This is a genomic window from Treponema sp. OMZ 305 (assembly GCF_024181325.1).
Classification (GTDB): Bacteria; Spirochaetota; Spirochaetia; order Treponematales; family Treponemataceae; genus Treponema.
This window is the reverse complement of sequence record NZ_CP051300.1, coordinates 319,835-335,248: the sequence shown is the minus strand read 5'-3', so window position 1 is coordinate 335,248 and position 15,414 is coordinate 319,835. Positions and strand designations below refer to the sequence as shown.

Annotated in this window: 13 protein-coding genes and 2 pseudogenes; 5 read left to right on the top strand and 10 right to left on the bottom strand. The window is 37.0% G+C overall.

Features of this window, described 5'->3' with window-relative positions; all coding sequences use genetic code 11:
* Window positions 1-18 precede the first annotated feature (18 nt).
* Window positions 19-2,031 (top strand): type I restriction-modification system subunit M, encoded by a 2,013-nt coding sequence (locus tag ABK01_RS01540; RefSeq protein ID WP_253675975.1) that lies wholly within the window; start codon window positions 19-21, stop codon window positions 2,029-2,031.
* Window positions 2,032-2,174: 143 nt separating this feature from the next.
* Window positions 2,175-4,301 (top strand): restriction endonuclease subunit S, encoded by a 2,127-nt coding sequence (locus ABK01_RS01535; RefSeq protein ID WP_253675974.1) that lies wholly within the window; start codon window positions 2,175-2,177, stop codon window positions 4,299-4,301.
* 105 nt (window positions 4,302-4,406) lie between these two features.
* Here ABK01_RS01535 and ABK01_RS01530 read toward each other — a convergent pair.
* The 4 genes and pseudogenes from ABK01_RS01530 to ABK01_RS01515 form a co-directional block, all read right to left on the bottom strand.
* Window positions 4,407-4,739, bottom strand: a pseudogene (locus tag ABK01_RS01530) (radical SAM protein); the annotation flags it as partial.
* Window positions 4,740-4,807: 68 nt separating this feature from the next.
* On the bottom strand, window positions 4,808-5,371 hold the full coding sequence (locus ABK01_RS01525; RefSeq protein WP_253675972.1) for a YbhB/YbcL family Raf kinase inhibitor-like protein: 564 nt from the start codon (window positions 5,369-5,371) through the stop codon (window positions 4,808-4,810).
* Window positions 5,372-5,542: 171 nt separating this feature from the next.
* Complete coding sequence (pgsA, locus tag ABK01_RS01520) at window positions 5,543-6,139, bottom strand: CDP-diacylglycerol--glycerol-3-phosphate 3-phosphatidyltransferase (RefSeq protein ID WP_253675971.1); 597 nt, start codon at window positions 6,137-6,139, stop codon at window positions 5,543-5,545.
* A gap of 424 nt (window positions 6,140-6,563) precedes the next feature.
* Window positions 6,564-7,328, bottom strand: a complete 765-nt coding sequence (locus ABK01_RS01515; RefSeq protein ID WP_253675970.1) for a BamJ family beta-barrel-assembly machinery protein — start codon at window positions 7,326-7,328, stop codon at window positions 6,564-6,566.
* Between the two features lie 172 nt (window positions 7,329-7,500).
* Between ABK01_RS01515 and ABK01_RS01510 the strand changes: the two genes are divergently transcribed.
* Both ABK01_RS01510 and ABK01_RS01505 read left to right on the top strand, forming a co-directional pair.
* Window positions 7,501-7,854 carry a hypothetical protein gene (locus ABK01_RS01510; protein ID WP_253675969.1) on the top strand — a complete coding sequence of 118 codons (354 nt, stop codon included), beginning with the start codon at window positions 7,501-7,503 and terminating at the stop codon, window positions 7,852-7,854.
* Window positions 7,855-7,991: 137 nt separating this feature from the next.
* Window positions 7,992-9,707, top strand: a complete 1,716-nt coding sequence (locus tag ABK01_RS01505; protein ID WP_253675968.1) for an ABC transporter ATP-binding protein — start codon at window positions 7,992-7,994, stop codon at window positions 9,705-9,707.
* Between the two features lie 168 nt (window positions 9,708-9,875).
* Here the strand turns inward: ABK01_RS01505 and ABK01_RS01500 are convergent.
* Window positions 9,876-10,036, bottom strand: a pseudogene (locus ABK01_RS01500) (Txe/YoeB family addiction module toxin); the annotation flags it as partial.
* A 195-nt stretch (window positions 10,037-10,231) separates the two neighbouring features.
* Between ABK01_RS01500 and ABK01_RS01495 the strand changes: the two are divergent.
* Window positions 10,232-10,372: a hypothetical protein gene (locus ABK01_RS01495; RefSeq protein ID WP_253675967.1), complete on the top strand. Its 141-nt coding sequence runs from the start codon at window positions 10,232-10,234 to the stop codon at window positions 10,370-10,372.
* 143 nt (window positions 10,373-10,515) lie between these two features.
* On the opposite strand, the gene ABK01_RS01490 is transcribed toward ABK01_RS01495, so the two are convergent.
* The 5 genes from ABK01_RS01490 to ABK01_RS01470 all read right to left on the bottom strand — a co-directional run bounded on the left by ABK01_RS01490 (window position 10,516) and on the right by ABK01_RS01470 (window position 15,387).
* Complete coding sequence (locus ABK01_RS01490) at window positions 10,516-12,519, bottom strand: UvrD-helicase domain-containing protein (protein WP_253675966.1); 2,004 nt, start codon at window positions 12,517-12,519, stop codon at window positions 10,516-10,518.
* Complete coding sequence (locus ABK01_RS01485) at window positions 12,510-14,300, bottom strand: ATP-dependent nuclease (RefSeq protein ID WP_253675965.1); 1,791 nt, start codon at window positions 14,298-14,300, stop codon at window positions 12,510-12,512. The genes ABK01_RS01490 and ABK01_RS01485 overlap by 10 nt, the downstream gene beginning before the upstream one ends.
* Window positions 14,301-14,334: 34 nt before the next feature.
* Complete coding sequence (locus ABK01_RS01480; RefSeq protein ID WP_253675964.1) at window positions 14,335-14,490, bottom strand: DNA methylase; 156 nt, start codon at window positions 14,488-14,490, stop codon at window positions 14,335-14,337.
* Between the two features lie 118 nt (window positions 14,491-14,608).
* Window positions 14,609-15,100 (bottom strand): PIN domain-containing protein, encoded by a 492-nt coding sequence (locus ABK01_RS01475; protein ID WP_253675963.1) that lies wholly within the window; start codon window positions 15,098-15,100, stop codon window positions 14,609-14,611.
* Window positions 15,097-15,387 carry a UPF0175 family protein gene (locus ABK01_RS01470; protein WP_253675962.1) on the bottom strand — a complete coding sequence of 97 codons (291 nt, stop codon included), beginning with the start codon at window positions 15,385-15,387 and terminating at the stop codon, window positions 15,097-15,099. Before ABK01_RS01470 ends, ABK01_RS01475 begins: the two co-directional genes overlap by 4 nt.
* Between the last annotated feature and the right edge of the window lie 27 nt (window positions 15,388-15,414).

Sequence of the window (15,414 nt, the reverse complement as noted above, 5' to 3'; positions counted from 1 at the left end):
ATCAAAAAGGTGATAAATATGTTAAAAAAGGATAAGAAAAGTAATATGAGCAGTATAATTTCAAAAATTGTAGCGGATTCCAATTATAAAATTGAGCAGTTTAATCAAACAGAGATAGATAGTGTAGAAAACTTAATCACTACTAAAACGGATAAAAAAGGAAATGATGTCTATTATGTAAAATGCCAGATAAGAGATAAAGATATTAAGCTTACTGATGAGGAACTTGTCCGTCAGCTTTATATCAATAAACTTATCAATGAATACAACTATCCAAAAGAAAAAATGGAACTCGAATACAGTGTTTCTTTTGGGAGGGAGAAGAAAAGAGCGGATATCGTTATCTTTGATAAACTTGCAACAACAAGCCCTTACATTATTGTTGAACTTAAAAAGCCAAAGCTGAAGGACGGAAAGGAACAGTTAAAGAGCTACTGCAATGCAACAGGAGCTCCTATTGGCGTATGGACAAACGGCGGACAGATTTCTTTTTATCACAGGAAAGATCCTAATTTTTTTGAAGATTTACCGAATATCCCGACCTTTAATGAGAAACTGTCAGATATTTTAAGTGAGCGTTGGACGATAGATGACCTTATCTCAAAAGATAAGTTGCTTACAGAAAAGAAGAGCCTAAAAGACCTTATTTTGGAAATGGAAGACGAGGTGCTTGCTAACGCAGGTGTCGATGTATTTGAAGAAGTTTTCAAACTGATTTTTACAAAGCTTTATGATGAAATGGAAAGCGGAAGAAATCAGGTACGCCATCTTGAATTTAGAAATTACGGAGATACGGAAACGGAACTGAAAGACAAGATACAAAAGCTGTTTGACAAGGCAAAGAATAAGTGGGACGGTGTATTTTCACAAGACGCTAAAATTTTACTTAGTCCCTCTCATTTGTCCGTATGTGTATCTTCTCTTCAAGATGTAAAGCTTTTTAATTCCAATCTCGATGTTGTCGACGACGCTTTTGAATATTTGATGAGCAAATCTTCTAAGGGAGAAAAAGGGCAATACTTTACTCCAAGATATGTAATAGATATGTGCGTTAAAATGCTCAATCCAAAGGCAGATGAAACAATGATAGATCCTGCGAGCGGCTCCTGTGGATTTCCTGTTCACACAATATTTTATGTATGGAAACAAATACTAAAAGAAAAGGGAATAGAGCAAAGTCATTTGTTCACCAGTCAAGAAAAGCCTGCTGAATGTACCGATTATGTTAATGATAACGTGTTTGCAATTGACTTTGATGAAAAAGCTGTGCGGGTAGCAAGAACACTTAATTTAATTGCAGGAGACGGACAGACGAATGTGCTCCATCTTAATACCCTTGATTATGAGCGCTGGGAGGATACGACTAAGACTGAAGATTGGACAGATACGTATAATGAGGGATGGAAAAAGTTTAAAAAACTAAGAACAACTAAAAACAGCAACTATTCTTTTGAGTTTGATATTCTAATGGCTAATCCGCCTTTTGCGGGTGATATTAAAGAGTCAAGAATTATCGCTAAATACGAACTTGGTAAAAATACAAATAGCAAATATCAATCAAAAGTCGGCAGAGATATTCTATTTATAGAAAGAAACCTTAACTTCTTAAAGTCCGGCGGAAGAATGGCAATCGTGCTTCCGCAGGGAAGGTTTAACAATTCATCTGATAAATACATTAGAGATTTTATAACGGAGCGTTGCAGAATTCTTGCCGTTGTCGGCTTACACGGAAATGTTTTTAAACCTCATACGGGAACGAAAACCTCGGTTCTTTTCGTTCAGAAATGGGACGATAAACTTTGCCCTAAAAAAGAGGATTACCCTATCTTTTTTGCCACAATGCAAGAGCCGAGCAAGGATAACTCAGGCGATAAAATCTTTGTCAAAGATAAAGACGGATTGCCAATCCTTGATACGCACGGACACTTAATCGTCAAGCACGATTTATATAACCACGATGGAATGACTGAAGACGGCATAGCCGAAGCCTTTGCAGAATTTGCAAAAAAAGAGCATTTAAGTTTTTTTTAAATAGCCCGTTTGATAAGGAAAAATACGAAAGATTATTAAACGGGCTTGAAGTACGAGAAATCTCACTAAATGAAGTTGAAAAAAATAAAGATTGCAGAGTAGATAGTCAATTTTGGACTACAAAAATTTATTATAATCAGCACTTGGACTACAAAAAAATTGGTGATATATTAACAAAATCTCAATATGGAATTTCAATTGCAATGAATGAAGAAGGAATTGGATATCCTATTTATAGAATGAATGAGATTCATAATTTACTTTGTGATTTAGAAGTGGATAAATATGCTGATGTAGCTCTTAAAGAGGCTAAAAAGTTTATATTGAAAGACGGTGATGTTTTATTTAATAGAACAAATTCTTTTGAATGGGTTGGAAGAACTGGAATTTATTATAAAAATGAATTAGATGATAGAGATTATGTTTTTGCTTCTTATCTGGTTAGATTTAATACAAATGATAATATAATTTTACCAGAGTATTTAAATATTTTTTTAAATTGCAAATATGGAGTATTGGATATAAAACGAAGAGCAAGACAATCAATAAACCAAACTAATGTAAACCCTGAAGAAGTAAAAGAAATGCAAATTCCAATATTGAGTATGAAATTGCAGAATAGGCTCAAAGAATTTTTAATTAGTGCGAGTAACAAAGAAAAGAAATCCAAAGGCTTGTACTATTCAGCCGAAAATCTTCTCATTTCCGAACTGGGACTTGAAAATTTTAATCCGTCGAATAAAAAAGTATCTATCAAAACTTTGAAAGAAAGCTTTTTAAGAACAGGAAGATTGGATAGCGAGTATTACCAGCCTAAGTATGATGAAATATTAAATAAAATTACTAAATATGGTTGTTCTGAATTTACAAATTTTGTAGATAGCTATACAACAGGTTATCCATATTCAAGTGATAGTTATGTAGAAAAAGATGGAATAGCGCTTATAAAAATATCAAATATAAACAATTTTAAACTTGATATTTCAAGTGCAAGTTTAATACCAAAAAACGATATTGGTTTGAGCGCAGAAAATGTAGTACAAAAAAATGATATTTTAGTTTCTATGTCAGGAACGATTGGAAATAGTTGTATAGTACAAGATGACATAAAAGCTGTTGTTAATCAACGGATTATGAAAATAAAATCAAAAAATATCAATCCTGTTGTATTTTCTCTTATTATCAATAGTATGATAGGTAAAAATCAATTGGAGAGAATACAAACAGGAGGAGTACAAGCAAATATTTCTCCGAAGGATATACTAAAAATACAAATACCTTGTATTAAAACGAGCGTCCAAGACGAAATAGCCGGATATATCAAGCAGAGTATGGAGTATTCAAAAAAGGCAAAAGAATTACTTGAAATTTCTACAAAAAGTGTTGAAATAGCTATTGACAAAGATGAACAAACGGCACACAATTTCTTAGAACAGAACAGAACAGAACAGAACAGAACAGAACAGAACAGAACAGAACAGAACAGAACAGAACAGAACAGAACAGAACAGAACAGAACGCTAATTGTCTACTATAATGAGCAAGCGAGCTACTATATCAACCTTGCAATCTTCAGACTTTATGAAGAAATCGGCTTGTTTGATAATCAAAAATCTGTAAATTATACTGTTAAAAATCTTAAAGATACATTCGCCGTTACAGGGAGATTGGATAGTGAATACTATCAAGAAAAATATGACAGGTTGTTTGAAAAACTGTCGGACAACAACTGTGATAAGTTATCTAATCTTGTTACAATCAAAAAGTCGATTGAGCCGGGGAGCGAAAGCTATCAGACAAAAGGTACACCATTTATAAGAGTACAGGATTTAACGAAATTCGGTTTAACTGATACGAATATTTATCTGTCGGAAAACGAATTTAAAGATTGCATCAGACCAAAAAAAGATACGATACTTTTATCCAAAGACGGGACTGTCGGCATAGCCTACAAGATGAATAAAAGCGAAGATATTATTACATCATCTGCCATACTACACCTTGATGTTAAAGATAAGAGAGTGCTACCTGATTATCTGGCATTGGTGCTAAATTCCGTAGCGGTAAAAATGCAAGCGGAAAAGGACGCAGGCGGTTCAATTATTAATCATTGGAAAAAGAGTGAAATAGAAAATGTAATAATTCCGATTATCGCAAAAGAAAAACAGGAGCAAATAAGCAAGCTGCTAATTGAAAGCGAGACTTTACGGAATGAAAGCAAGTCTATTTTAGAAAAGGCTGTTAAGTCGGTAGAAGCGGCGATTGGATAAAGAAGCGTATTCTGCTATTACCGCTGACGCTGGATATGATGCAGGTGTAAAATTCCACGAATTGACTGCAACCGATAACCGGTTACAGTACCGCAATTCTGCTATTCAAACAGTAGAGCCGATTGCAAGGCATTTTCTCCGCGCCGATTTTTTGATTTGCTCATGATAGAAATAATTGACAACAACAGGCGGTGCATCAAAGGGACGGTTCATACTGTCATCGTTTGTTACATAGTCATGCCCGATGTCCGCGGTAAAGGCTTGCAGTGTTGCATCAAGTAGTTCCCAATAACTGCGGTCTCCGTCAACATATATACTTTGATAGAGCGGCAGCAAATCAGGATAGTTCGTTCCTATGTAGTCCATGATCACCGGTTTATAGCTGCCGCGTAAATTGAGATTTTCAAGCCAGATTAAATGACACTGATTCGATATTTGAGAATGATTGCATAATGTCTGCGGTAACTTTTTTGAATGGTGCGGTAAGATAGTGCGGCCTGCTTTGGTCAGGGGTTATCTTTAGCACCGAACATACCCGTAAGTGAAGCAGCTTCGATTGCGTGCCCTTTAATCGCGGCCTTAAGCTCTTTTACGCTGCTGCCCGCCGGAAGAGTCAGATTCATATCGAGCGCATAGAGGTAAAAAATATAGCGGTGCGTCCCGAACGGCGGTTGAGGTCCGTTGTAGCCGCTCGTACCCCAGCTTGTTTCGCCTTCGACGGCATCCGATGGTACATTACCTTCTCCGATCGACGTTGTTTGCGGCGGAATGTTCCACAGCGTCCAATGATAAAATCCGCCGGGAAGCGGCGCATCCGGATCGTGCACGATAATCGCAAGGCTCTTTGTACCCTCCGGTACACCGTCGATTTCGAGCGGAGGAATGTGATTCGCTCCGAGTTTTGCAAATTCTCGGGACATTTTTTCGCCGTCGGCAAAAGCCGTGCTTGTCAACTTCATAGAACCTCCTTCAGTAAGCGGCTTGATTTCGTCTTTACTTGAGCAGCTTCCACAGGAAATAACAATCAGCGCCGCCATAACCGGCAGCATTTTTGTATAGATATGTTTCATACCGATATTTTATAACAAAGCCATTTTAAGTCAATATGCCTGATGGTTGCTTCGGGGACACACATCAGGCTGTTTTAATAGTCTTACACATTGATCAGTGTTAGGCAAAAACTAGGGAGTTTAGTTCCGAAAAAGTTAGGAAAGTATCCCGCCAACGCTTTCTTATATTCTTTATTTCTCCTTCTGCAAGGCACGGATACTCTTTCTATATGAAACAAGGTAATCGATAAACGAGCCGACCGACAATAAGGCAGCAATCCAGTAAATGACTTTATTGATAACAATCATCATATCGGTAACGGATTTTTCCGCAAGCGAAAATACAATCAGCAGTTCAATCAGCAGCGTAAAACCTTCGGCGAGGATATAGCATACCGTTTTAGTCTTACCGCCTTTTTTCGCACCGATGGTAATACCATTCCCTCGTGCAAGCATCCGTAAAAATAAAATATTTAATTCGCGATATAAAATAATGATAAAAACAGGCAGCGGCACATAACCTGACAGCATAAACGCCAACAACACCGTCAGATTTGCAAATACATCCGCAAAAGGGTCGAATAACTTACCGAAATCGCTCACCTGCTTCAACTTACGGGCATAATAGCCGTCTAAAAAATCGGTAAACTCCATGTAAATAAACAACGGTATAAGAATAAGCATCACCGTTTGTTCCGATATTCCTATATAACGAGGAAGGTAGTAGACAAAGATAAAAAGAGGAGCTGCGACCATTCTTGTTGCGGTAAAAAAATTTGCGATGTTCATAGTTTGAGTATCTCTTATCGGTACGAGTTTGTCAAACCCTAGGACAAATACATCAGCCCATTTTTTAACAGCCCCGCAGAATTATAGAGGCCGTTCAACCAGAGTTTCGCCGCTGTGCGGCTCAAATGGTCTCACAACCTCTATAATTCTGCGATTTTTATCTACTCTGCCTGATGTATTTGCCTATCCTACTGAAAAACCGTGCGGAATTTTATTTAAAATTTCGCACAGAACGAAGGCTACCGTTTAAAATATTTCCGGAACGCCGGTGTGTAAACCATCCGCACAAATAAAAAAGCCGACTAAAATCCGATGAAGACTTTAGACGGCTTTTTCAGAAATTACGGTCGGGCATCCGGGGATGTCTCAAAAGTTGGTTGCTTTTTCGACAGTCTCGTGTCTCCGATTTGTGATGTTAAATCGCTTATTCTGCAGGTTTTTCCGCTTCGGGCGGGAGGATGCCCAATAACTCAACTTCAAAAATCAATGTTGAGTTAGGAGGAATAACCTGTGAAACGCCGCGTTCTCCATAAGCAATCTTAGAGGGGATATAAAGCTTGTATTTTGAACCGACTTTCATCAGCTGCAAGCCTTCCGTCCAGCCGGGAATAACGGCATTTAACGGAAATTCAACGGGATTTCCTCGGTCGTAAGAGCTGTCAAAGACGGTGCCGTCAAGTAACGTCCCTTTGTAATGCACTTTTACCGTATCGGTAACGAGCGGAACAGAACCGGTTCCTTCGGTTATAACTTCATATTGCAAACCGCTTTCGGTTGTCTTTACACCGTCATTTTTTGCATTTTTTTCAAGAAATTCTGTTTCTTTTGCCAAGTTTTCCGCCGCTTCTTTCTTATGAGCAGCTTCACTTGCCCGCTGTAATATCTTCTGTGCGGCAGTGATATCTACTTCTTTGTTTTTTTCGACATCCTTTAAACCTTTTACCAATTCACCGTAATCGACATCCAGTTTAAAGTCTTTAAGCGATGTTCCCATCATAACGCCGAACGCATAGCCGACCTCTTTTTTCGTCGGAGGGGGAAGTTCTTTTTCTTCCTCTGTTTTTGTTGTCTCGGTGTTAGCGCCTTCCGCCGGAGCAGCAGTTTCGGCGGCCGGTTGTTTTTTACAGCTTACCGTAAAAGAAAACACAAGAAGTGCCGCAGCAATAATCGATAGAATCTTTTTGTTCATTTTTCACATCCATAAATAATAAAATTAGATTTTATGACGATACTAACAATGACTAAAAAAGTCAATGTTTTATGATAGAAATGGAGAAAAAATGCGGATACTTATTGTTTGTATTATATATGCTGTTCTCGTTACGATTCTCGGCTCAATTACCGTAAAAAACTTTTTTACTATGAAAACGAAAAAAGACCCGCTGCATCGGCAATATTTTTTTGCCGCACTTATCTTCTTATTTTTCCTTATTATATCTTTTATTGCAATTCTTCTAAAGCTAAAGCAAGATATATTTATCGGCGATGGCGCAGGCTCAGATATCTTTATAGGATATTCCGATAAAACCGGCTATGGTCTTATAGGTTTTATCATCTTAATTATCCTTGGAATAGCAGCAATCGTCCTATTTGACCGATTCTTCCTGAAACGGAGATCAAAAACCGAACAAGAATACCGCACACGCCGAAAATTAGCCATCGCTGTTGTTATAATTATAATAGGAATAATTGCAGCGCTTAGATTGATTTGGTAACAAGTTGGAAAACCAATCCCCGGATGAATGGAAACCATATTATTAATAAAACAAGCACTGCCGGATTGTCCGGATATAATCTTTCATAGCAATGCACTTTCTATACATTTTTTCAAACACTTGTTAGAATACGCCGTATGCGTTTATTCTTTTCATATTTTAAACCTCATTGGAAACTCTTTACTGCCGATCTGTGCTGTGCAGCTTTTATTGCAGCGGTAGATATTATCTTCCCCATGGCAAGCAGATACAGTATCCAACATTTTTTACCCAAGGCTGACTATGCAGCCTTTTATGCATTTATTGTAATAATGATAGGATTATATCTTATCCGCAGCGCTGCTCAGTATTTTGTAACGTATTTCGGGCATCTTTTCGGTGTTAAAGTTGAGGCGGATATGCGGCGGGATCTTTTTCGCCATATAGAAAAACAGTCTTTTCATTTTTTTGATACCAATAGAACCGGACAGCTGATGTCCCGCATCACAACAGATTTGTTTGAAATTACCGAGTTATCGCATCACGGACCGGAAGACCTCTTTATTTCAGTATTAACGTTGACCGGCTCGCTGGCACTTATGGCTTCTATCAGATGGGAGCTCGCACTGCTTTTGACGCTCTTTATACCCATCGCATTTTTTCATACTGTCCGCTGCCGTGTACATATTATGAAAGCGTCCCGCCGTGTAAAGGAAGAAACTGCTGCAATCAATACCGCTATTGAATCAGCGCTCTCCGGAATACGTGTAACACAAATATTTACCAATGAAGGCTATGAACAAGATCGGTTTGAACAAAACAATCAGGCATTTTATACGGCAAAAAAACGTTTTTATTGGAATATGGCATTTTTCTTTAGCCGTTTAGAGTTTCTTATTTCAATGTTACATTTAGTGATTATTGCCGCTGGCGGTTTTTTTATTATGCAGAAGACGATGACGCTTACCGACCTTATTACCGCAACACTTTTTGCCGGTGCATTTTTACAGCCTATCCGTCGGCTTACTGCTTTTATTGAACTATACGCAAACGGTATGGCAGGTTTTAAACGCTTTAAAGAACTCATGGAAACAGATGATAGTATTAGCGATCATGATAATGCGGTAGAAATTACTTTAGCTCATGGAAACATCTGCTATCATAATGTTTCGTTTTCGTATCAAGATGGGGTTACGGTATTAAAAAATATCAACATGGATATACAGGCAGGGCAAACCATTGCTTTTGTAGGACCGTCCGGCGGAGGGAAAACCAGTTTATGTAATTTACTGCCCCGTTTTTATGAACCGTCCGCAGGAACAATTACCCTCGATGGGCGGAATATACAGGATATTACCGTGCACAGTTTACGGCGGCAAATCGGTGTTGTTCAGCAGGATGTTTTCTTATTTGCCGGTACCATTAAGGAAAATATTGCATACGGAAACAATGACGCTTCTGAACAGGATATAATACATGCAGCAAAACGGGCTGAAATTCATGAAGATATTATGCAGATGCCGGACGGGTATAATACGCTTGTCGGAGAGCGGGGGGTACGGCTTTCCGGCGGGCAAAAACAGCGGGTTGCGATTGCACGAACCTTTTTAAAAAATCCCCCGATTTTAATACTTGATGAAGCAACTTCGGCTCTTGATACCGCAACGGAAATAAAAATTCAAAAATCATTTGAAGAACTCGCACGGGGTCGTACAACGCTGGTTATTGCCCACCGCTTGTCAACAATCCGCAGTGCAGACCGTATTGTAGTAGTTGATGATGAAGGTATTTGCGAGCAAGGAACGCATACAGAGCTATTGGCAAAAGGCGGTGTCTATGCCGCCCTCTATAACGCACAAAACAACATGAGCTAGATGTTGATTTGCTCTATCTGAAGACGGAATGATTCCACAGCATACTCATCTTACGTTTACTGTAAAGCCTTCTATATATTATAGAAAATCTTTAAAAATCTAACCGAGTTTTTAGAAATGCCCATCTATTTACAAAAAATGATCGATGCGGGATATTGGTACCAGCAATTAATTCTCGTAATGTCCGTGGCAGGAAAGGATTTCTAAAGTATTTGTACTCACTCGATATACAAGCCTATTCACTTCATCAATACGCGGCTCCAAAAACCATTCAGTTCACCCTTTAGAGGTTCCGGTTTACCTATACCGTCAAAGCTTCCCCGTTCAATAAACCCTCATTTTTGCAACGTTTCAGCAAAAACCGCTTGTATTTTATGGATAAACGGATAAGGGGAATAGCGTATACCATAGTATCACCGACTATACAGGTATCCGCAAAGGAGTTTCACGCAAAAAACTGTACAATGCCGACAAATTCGGTGCCTTACCGCTTGTGAATGTCAATGTATTGAAGGAGCTGTTTTATGCCGAGAAAAACTTGGAAAATACAAAGTAATACAACGGTGCTGAAATTGGAAGAAAGAAATAAGAAGGATGAAGATACCTTCGTGTCGTCTTGTAATGTGCATAAACTTTTTGAAGAGATTGAACAGCTGAACGAATAATTTTGATTGTGAGGTATGTAAATCAAATCCGTTTTTATCTTGTAATTTATGTTGAATCATTTACATACATACAGTCATCATATAAGTATATTTCTAGCAGTATAGAGCCTACTAAATTTACATCAAATTTTTGCAGCATAAAACTATATTTCAATAATATTCCATAACTGGTTATCAATTTTCGTAAGATGTTTATCAAACCGTTCTTTTTGTACAGCAAAGCATAACAGATGCGTTGGTCTGGAGAACCCGACATACACTGTTTTTGCGGCTTTATACATCATACCGGATTTTTTTGTTTTGGCAGTCTTACGAAATTTTTTATGTATAAAACAATCGACAAGCCTATTTGATTCGTGCATACTTGAATTATATGTTTCCATATAAAGCAGACCGGTTACTGTTTGACCTTTTATTGCATGGACGGTTTTGATGGAAATATCAATTCCTGAAATACTGCATATATTTATCTGCTTAGTATCTACGGTTTTATTATTTTGTATAATATTTACAGGGGTTGTTATAAACGAATAAATGTCATTGTTTATATTTACGGGATTATTATCTAATGATACCGCTTGCAAAAAATCGGGTAGAAATGCTTGTATATCGTGAATAGACTGCTCGATAGGTTCATTATTGATCCGCTGCTTGCACCAACGAAAAAGGTTTCGCTTAAATAGTTCATATATATCGGTTTCTTCTTTGAGATATTTGAATAATGTTCTTATTGTATAATAGCGTCCATGCTTATCTTGTATCTTTTGCATATAAAGTATATGTAATAATGCATTTAAAATAGACTTTCTCATTGTTTCCAAGTGCTTTTTATGAGGATCAACTGCGAGTAAATGATCTGTAAGAGAGCTGTAATTAATTTTAGTTGATGCAGCTGCTGTACAAAAAGAATCATAGTAATCGGAAATTCCAAGTTTATCGTCTGCGGCACCATTTAAAATAGATTTCCGCCAGCCGACGGCTGCATAACTTCCTGTCATCGGCAGTTTCCCTTCATTTTGTAGTTCACAAATAAGATGAGCAAATCTCGTAATAACCGTTTTAATATTCTCTTTTTTATACACGAAAAGATAGGGCTTAATATCTATAGCTGTTCCGTCTGCATTTTTTCTGAGACCTTGTATCTCATGAGGCTCTACAGCAAATGATGACACAATAGCAGCAGTACAAGGAGAAAGCCTATGACTTCCGAGTAATGTTAAGTTTCCTCGCGGCTTCCAATCCGCTTTATCGGAATTATCAGCTTTCTCATTAGAACCATCACTATTATCACTATCGTTTTCTCCAAAAATGCTTTGATTTACATCTCCTATACGTTGAAATACCGTTATAGCTTGTTGTTCATCTGTATATCCTGATGTGTAAAATAACTCATCCAATAATTTTATTTGATGACTGTGCATATCCTGCATTTCATCAACAAATACATACTTAAATCTTTTTTGGAAAATAGTTACTATACGCGGATTATCATGAATATAGAAATTTGCAAATTCAAATGCATCATTATAGGTTAGCAAACCTTTTTTCACATTATCATACTTAAATTTTGCAATCTCTTTTGCTATATCGCATTCAAGATTCTTTAACCCATTAATACATTTTGCACAACCGTCTTGATCGATTTGAGCGGTTAGTAAAGTTGCCATTTGAACCTTGTAAGTTCGATAGCTGAACCACTTCCATCTACTGTATTTATATTTAAGTGCTAATTCACACTGCTCAAAATATATGTCATCATCTATTCGATAGGGATGTGTTTTATGAACATGGGCATAATAGGGAAGTGCCAAAAAAGCATCGGTAAAGCTTTGTATTGTTCCGACAAAATTAGGATAATTAAACAATTTCGGGGCAATAGTCTGTAATTTAGACTGTATTTCTTCAACTGCTGTGTTTGTATGAGAAAGAATAAGTACACCCGAACCGTCAGGAAACGGCATTTTCTTTTCTAAAATGATAAGTTTTGCCAACAGTGCTGTTGTTTTACCGCTTCCGGGAACCGCTTGTAGGTCAATAGTATCTAAATTAGTGATAAAGTTTCGACGTTCTTCATCAAAATGCTTATTTGCAGGAAGCAAGATTTTCTCTGCATATTCAATATCTTCATTTGTTATTGTTATTTGCATACAAATTGTACCGCCTCAATAAAATTCTGTATTGCCGCATCACTTTTAAGTTCGTTTTCTGAACAAAAAACATTATCGAGACCTAAGGCTAGAAGATATGCAATTTTCCGTTTATTTAAAGAATCAGAAAGCAGTTTTTGGGCAAGAGCCTCTTCAAATGAACTACTATCAGAGGTAATTCTTGGGTGTACTTTTTTAACCGTTTCCTCAAAAAGATTACCGAATACTGTTGACTTGTACAAAGCATATTCAAATGTCCATTCCTTTGTTACAAACAGCCGTATATTGTTATTAGTATCATACTTTTTCGTCAGTTTTGTCATTTTTTCTGATAGAGCTTGTTCTATTTCAATATCAGTTTTTATTCTGATTTCAGCTGTATCTTTATCTTTTTCATAGTATTTTACATCGGAATCTGTAATAACAGCTATCGGGATGGGTATAGACTCATTATTGTTTTTCCGTTGAAAAATGTGCGTATAGTTAAAAAAGCCTATGGATTGTATGTTAATAATTGAAACACCGGCTTGCGTTATATCTTTTTTTATCATTCCCAGTTTTTTAAGTAGCTTTGCAAAAGACGGCAAAAACACTTGTTCCGACCAGCCTTCGACAAAAATAAGACCTTTTGCAAAAAATAGATTTGCTTTCGTTACATCAAGAAAGGTTTGTAAAAAGCAGTAATTATCAGCGGATAGTTTGGTAAACTCATGTCCCATAGGGTAACAGGTATTATTAGCACAGAGAATAATATTTTTAAGGTTAATTTTTGAAGCAAGATTTGGGCTATGCGTTGTTAAAATCAATTGAACATCTTTTAGTCTTTGTAGTTTTTCAATTACTTTTAGCTGTGCCTGCGGATGTAAATGTGCCTCTAGCTCTTCAATCAATCCTAGTTTTACACCGTCCCAATTCTTTCGCTGCAAATTCAAAAGTTCGGCTGCCATATAGAGCCGATTTAGAGTTCCCAGCCCCGGATTTTGTGTCTTTTCTAAAGAAAGCTGCAATTTTCCTAAAATACTTTTTAGTGTTGTTTCGCTCATTGAAAATCGAGCTTTTTCATCATTAAAACAAAAAGACTGTAAATATTCGTCTAACTGTTCTTTTATTGCGGCTCCTTCAGTATCTGATATTTGCATTTCGTCATTGCCTGAAAAGAAATTATCTACAAATAAATTAAATTCTTGTAGATGATTAATAAAATTTTCGTGAGTTTCCTCTTTGGTAAATACTTCATGTGCCAATAAAATATTTGAAAGCCGTGAATATTTTCCCGGCATTAATTCATTTTCTGCATCACGCAGCGGTTTTAAATAGGTAACTTTCAAATACTCTCGTGCTTCTGAAGTTAACAGATACAAAGCAGAACCTTCTCCCGCACGGATATCGGTTGTTGTAATTTTTTTTGTTTTCGGATTCCGTCGTGCTTCAAATACAACACGGAGGTAGATTACTGCAGGCTGATTGCCTTGTTTTTTGTAGCATAGCCATTCAATAAAGTTTTTTGCTTCATCATCAGTTAAATCTTCAAAAAGCAATTCTATCCGCAATCGATCCGATTCATTATAGAAATCATCGTCTGTTACTCTTAACCATTCGTAGCTTTGTGTTTTTAATACCAATTTTACAGCGTCTATAATAGCCGTCTTACCTGAATCATTTTCACCGACAAGGACATTCATACCCTGATGGAAAGGAACTACTAAGTGCGGAACATTTATATCAAAATCATTCCGACCATATTTTCTAAAATTCCATAATTTTATTTCCGATAAATACATTTTTTCACCCCTGTATTCCTTTTCAGTATACTACTTACTCATCATTATAGCTATTCCGATACGCACTTAGTTTCCCCCGTTTCCTCTTCCCCGTAAGCAGCCCCTCCGTCTTCTTCCCATACAGCTCGAACAAAAAAGCCACACGGGAGGCATCGTCGGGGAAGGGGACTTTCCGGTAGAGCTTATCCACAGCAGGAATCCATGGCTGCGTGCGCTTTGGTGAGTACCGGCGGCATAGTCAAACCATTTATCGTAGCAAATTGTAAAATGTTTGCAAAAGCTGTAACGCTGGATTTCTCGGCAACCGGTCATTGAATAAAATATAACAATTGTTCATAAAGTCGTTCGCTAATATGCCTACCGGAGTCTCTCAAAATATCTATAGCCTGTTTGATTTCTTCTTTTGAAATAAGAGAAACTTCATAAGCAAGTCCTAAAATACCAATTGTTCCCATGATTTTAATATCCATACGAATTGCAACTTCACGCCCTCTTGCTTCGTCCATTAGGAGTAAATCCGCTTTTTTATTATCGGCAAGGTAAATCGCTTCACTTTCACCTAAATCGAGACCGGCAGAACGGCGGAGAAGTGAAACATAGTTTTCATCTATATCGTCTATTACGTGAATAAACATACTATTTTTTATTATTTCTGCTTCATCTCTGTATTTAATATTTTCTGTAAGTTCTGCAAAAACACTTTTTGGGATTTGAACAATTTCAAAAAGTGTTTTAAGCAAATCTAAACGCTTAATCTTTAAAAATGAAATAAGAGGTGTTGTGTCTGAAATTACTATCATGTCTTTATCTTTTTAAGAGAATGAAATGTTTGAATATCTTGCATAACATCAGTTATATCCATATCAAAATAAGGGAACCCCATATCATCATATAAATCAATCAAATCAAGTTTTTTTATTCCCAAAATTTCAGCTGCGCGACCATGAGAAATGACTTTTTTGTAGACATAGGGATATAGCAGGAGTGCATTTCGCTCAAGATCTTCGTTTGATTCACCGCTATAATTGTCCGTAAAATACGTTTTCATATCTTTTGGGACTGTTATCTGAATCGTAGCATATTCCATAAAATCATTCTCCCTGTATAAATATAG